The organism is Phenylobacterium sp. (assembly GCF_030654915.1).
GTDB lineage: Bacteria > Pseudomonadota > Alphaproteobacteria > Caulobacterales > Caulobacteraceae > Phenylobacterium.
Genome location: NZ_JAURWM010000359.1, coordinates 1 through 3,822, shown reverse-complemented (window position 1 = coordinate 3,822; position 3,822 = coordinate 1). Strand labels below are relative to the sequence as shown.

Sequence of the window (3,822 nt, the reverse complement as noted above, 5' to 3'; positions counted from 1 at the left end):
GCGGCGCTCGGTTCGCGTCTGGCCGCCGCCTTCCCGCCAAACGCCCTGCTGTCGCGGGTGGGCGAAGACGAGTTCGCCGTCCTGGCTCCGATCTCGCGGCCCTCCGCCGCCGAGACCCTGCGCCTGGCCCTGGAGCAGCCTCTCCGGGTCGCCGGCTTCGATATCCACCCGACCTTGTCGATCGGCGCTGTCGAGGCGGTCGGCGGAGAAGACGCGCCCGAGGCGACCGAGCTGCTGCGCCGGGCCGAACTGGCGGTCGAGGCGGCCAAGGGCAACGGCCGTGGCGGCGCGGCCGCCTATGGCCGCAGCCTGGAGAGCGACGGCCTCTCGCGCCTGGCCCTGGAGAGCGACCTGCGCGGCGCCATGGGCCGCAACGAGATCGTGCCCTTCTACCAACCCATCGTCCGGCTCTCGACCGGCGCCCTCTCGGGCTTCGAAGCCTTGGCCCGTTGGCGCCACCCGCGCCGCGGCCTGCTGACTCCCGACCAGTTCCTGCCGCTCTGCGAAGAGATGGGGCTGATGAGCGAACTGGGCGCGATGATGATGCGCCAGGCCGGGCATCAGTTGGCCAAGTGGCGGCGCGACCACCACGCGGCCGGCGAACTGACCGTGGCGGTGAACCTCTCGACCGGCGAGATCGATCGGCCGGACCTGATCTCCGACGTGACCGCCATCCGTCGCGAAACCGGCCTGCCGCCGGGCGCGCTGAAGTTGGAAGTCACCGAGGGCGACGTCATGCGCGACCCCGACCGCGCGGCCATCGTGCTCGGCAAGCTGCGTGAAGCCGGGGCGGCCCTGGCGCTGGATGACTTCGGCACCGGGTTCTCGTCGCTGAGCTACCTGACGCGGCTGCCGTTCGACACCCTCAAGATCGACCGCTACTTCGTGCGCACCATGGCCACCAACGAGGGCTCGGTGAAAATCGTCTCCTCGGTCGTCAAGCTCGGCCAGGACCTCGACCTGGAAGTTGTCGCCGAGGGCGTCGAGAACGCCCAGATGGCTCGCCACCTGCTGTCGCTTGGCTGCGACTACGGCCAAGGCTTCGGCTACGCGCCGGCGCTGTCGCCGCAGGAGGCCGAGGTTTATCTGAACGAAAGCTATGTGGACGGCGCCGCGCCGGTGAAGGCGCGGGGCTAGGGGCTTCCCCGACCTCGTCATCCTCCGGTTAGCCGAAGGATGACGAGCGGATTGGCTAGGCCCGCCCCGCCGTGGCGGTGAGCAACCGCGCATCGACGCCGAGCTTGGCCAGCGCCTTGGTCCACTTCAGTTCGTGGTCGGGGCCGAAGATCAGGGCTTCGTCGGCCTCGCAGATCAACCAGACGTTCTCACGGATCTCGCGCTCCAACTGGCCAGGCCCCCAGCCGGCATAGCCCAGGGCGAGCATCGCGCGTCGGGGCGGCCGGTTCTGGCCGGCCATGGCCTCCAGCACCTGGCGGGTGGCGGTGAGCGAGATCCCCTCCCGGATCGGCAGGCTGCCTTCGCCGGAGCTATAGTCGTCGGTGTGCAGCACGAATCCACGCTCGCGGTCGACCGGCCCGCCCAGCAGCACCAGGTCGGGGGGCACCTCGATGGTGGACTTCACCTCCAGCCGCGTCAGCAGATCCGGAATGGTCAGGCCCTCGACCGGGCGGTTCACGGCGATGCCCATCGCGTGGCCCTCGTCGTGGGCGCAGATCAGCACCACGGCGCGCTCAAAGCGCGGGTCGCCGATGCCAGGCATGGCGATGAGCATCTGGCCGGAGAGAAAAACGCCGTCTTCCATCCCTTGAAAATTGAACCGTATCGCGGCGCTTTCAAGTCTTGACCGCACACAAGAGCGTTGAAGCGACAGCGGACCGGGTTATCTGGTGGGCGAACCTCATCAGGGAGAGAGACCAATGACGATCAAAGTGGGTGACAAACTGCCCGCCGCCACCTTCTCGGCGGGGACGCCGGAAGGTCCTCGTCCGATGTCCACGGACGATATCTTCGCCGGCAAGAAGGTCGCGCTGTTCGCCGTGCCGGGCGCCTTCACCCCGACCTGCTCGGCCAAGCACCTGCCGGGCTTCAAGGATCACGTCGCCGACTTCAAGGCCAAGGGCGTCGACGCCATCGCCTGCGTCTCGGTCAACGACGCCTTCGTGATGAAGGCCTGGGGCGAAAGCCAGTCGGTTGGCGACGCCATCCTGATGCTGGGCGACGGCAACGGCGACTTCACCAAGGCCATCGGCCTGGAGATGGACGGCTCCAAGTTCGGCATGGGCACGCGCTCGCAACGCTATTCGATGATCGTCGAGGACGGCGTCGTGAAGGAGCTGAACGTCGAAGCTCCCGGCGAATTCAAGGTCTCGGCCGCCGACTATATGCTGGCCCAGCTCTAGGACCCGGCGCGGGCGACGCCTTCGCGCGCCGCCCGCAACTGGCCCTGGCCGCCATGAGACGTGATAACTTCAAGATCGAACGACTGGCCTGGCGCGACGTGGTGCTGGCCGAGATCGCCCTGCCGCGCGGGGTGTTGCGGGTGACGCTGGGCCTGGGCTCGGGTCTCGCTCGCCGGCCTGGCGATCCGCCTGATCGGCTGTGGGCCATCAGCGATCGCGGACCCAATTTGAAAATCAAGCAGGCGGTCGAGGACTACGGTCTCGATCACCTTCGCCCCTTGGCCGGTGTCGACGGGGCCAAGGTGATGCCCTGGCCGGACATCGGCCCCACCATCGCCGAGCTCAGCCTGAAGGACGGCGAGGTGCGCTTCATCCGCGCCCTGCCGCTGCGTACCCCGACCGGGCGGCTGGTCTCGGGCCTGCCGCTGCCGGGCGGCGGCGAGGCGCAGATGGAGCCGACCTTCGATCTGGAGGGCCAACCGCTGCCCGCCGATGGCGGCGCCGACACCGAGGGATTGGTGGCGCTGAGCGACGGCGGCTTCTGGGCGGCTGACGAGTACGGCCCATCCCTGATGCGCATCGATTCCGACGGCGTGGTGACGACCCGCTGGGTTCCGCAAGGCGTGAGCGGAGAGTGCGACTCGCCGCTCACGCCCATCTTGCCGGCCGTGGCGGGGCGCAGGCGGTTAAATCGTGGCTTTGAGGCCTTGGCCATCTCTCAGGGTGAAGCGTGGCTCTACGCGGCCTTCCAGAGCCCCCTGGCCCATGGCGACGACGAGGCCCGCGCTCGCCATGGCCGAATCTGGAAAATCGACGCAGTCACGGGCGCCGTGGTTGCTCAGTACGTCTATCCGTTCGATCGGCCGTCGAGCTTCGAACGCGACGCTCGGGCCGGCGAGGTCAAGCGCCGCGACCTGAAGATTTGCGAAGCCGTCTGTGTCGGCCCTGACCGGCTGCTGGTGCTGGAGCGGATATCCAGCACGGCGAAGGTCTATCTCGTCGAACTAACCGGCGCCGGCGCGCCGGCTCATCGCCTGACGCTCGAAGCTGAGCCGACCATTGAAGCCATGGAACCGGATGACATGGCCGCCGCCGGGGTGCCGGTGCTGGCCAAGACGCTGATCTTCTCGACCGATGACGCCCCCGAGGTGGTCGTGGATCTGGAGGGCATGGCGGTGATGTCGGACCGCGAACTGATCTTCGTCAACGATAACGACTTCGGGACCGAGGGCGCGCAGACCCAGTTCTTCCGCGTCACCTTCGACGAGCCGGTGCTGCGGTAGGGGAGAATCTCCTTCGAGCTTTCCTCCCCTGCGTAGCGGGGGAGGGGGACCGCCCGCAGGGTGGTGGAGGGGGCGAGCCCTCAAGCGCCGAGCCCAGCCGGGGGGGGGGGGGGGGGGGGGGGGGGGGGGGGGGGGGGGGGGGGGGGGGGGGGGGGGGGGGGGGGGGGGGGGGGGGGGGG

General features: G+C 69.0%; 4 protein-coding genes. 3 read left to right on the top strand and 1 reads right to left on the bottom strand.

Annotation, left to right across the window (positions count from 1 at the left end; genetic code table 11):
* Nucleotides 1–1,137 (top strand): bifunctional diguanylate cyclase/phosphodiesterase (locus Q7T84_RS18430; protein ID WP_304811801.1); only part of this gene is annotated, 1,137 nt, incomplete at its 5' end.
* A gap of 55 nt (nucleotides 1,138–1,192) precedes the next feature.
* Here the strand turns inward: Q7T84_RS18430 and Q7T84_RS18425 are convergent.
* On the bottom strand, nucleotides 1,193–1,762 hold the full coding sequence (locus Q7T84_RS18425; protein WP_304811792.1) for a YqgE/AlgH family protein: 570 nt from the start codon (nucleotides 1,760–1,762) through the stop codon (nucleotides 1,193–1,195).
* Between the two features lie 115 nt (nucleotides 1,763–1,877).
* Between Q7T84_RS18425 and Q7T84_RS18420 the strand changes: the two genes are divergently transcribed.
* Together Q7T84_RS18420 and Q7T84_RS18415 are read left to right on the top strand one after the other, a co-directional pair.
* On the top strand, nucleotides 1,878–2,360 hold the full coding sequence (locus tag Q7T84_RS18420; RefSeq protein ID WP_304811790.1) for a peroxiredoxin: 483 nt from the start codon (nucleotides 1,878–1,880) through the stop codon (nucleotides 2,358–2,360).
* A 53-nt stretch (nucleotides 2,361–2,413) separates the two neighbouring features.
* Nucleotides 2,414–3,643, top strand: a complete 1,230-nt coding sequence (locus tag Q7T84_RS18415; RefSeq protein ID WP_304811788.1) for an esterase-like activity of phytase family protein — start codon at nucleotides 2,414–2,416, stop codon at nucleotides 3,641–3,643.
* Nucleotides 3,644–3,822: the final 179 nt, after the last annotated feature.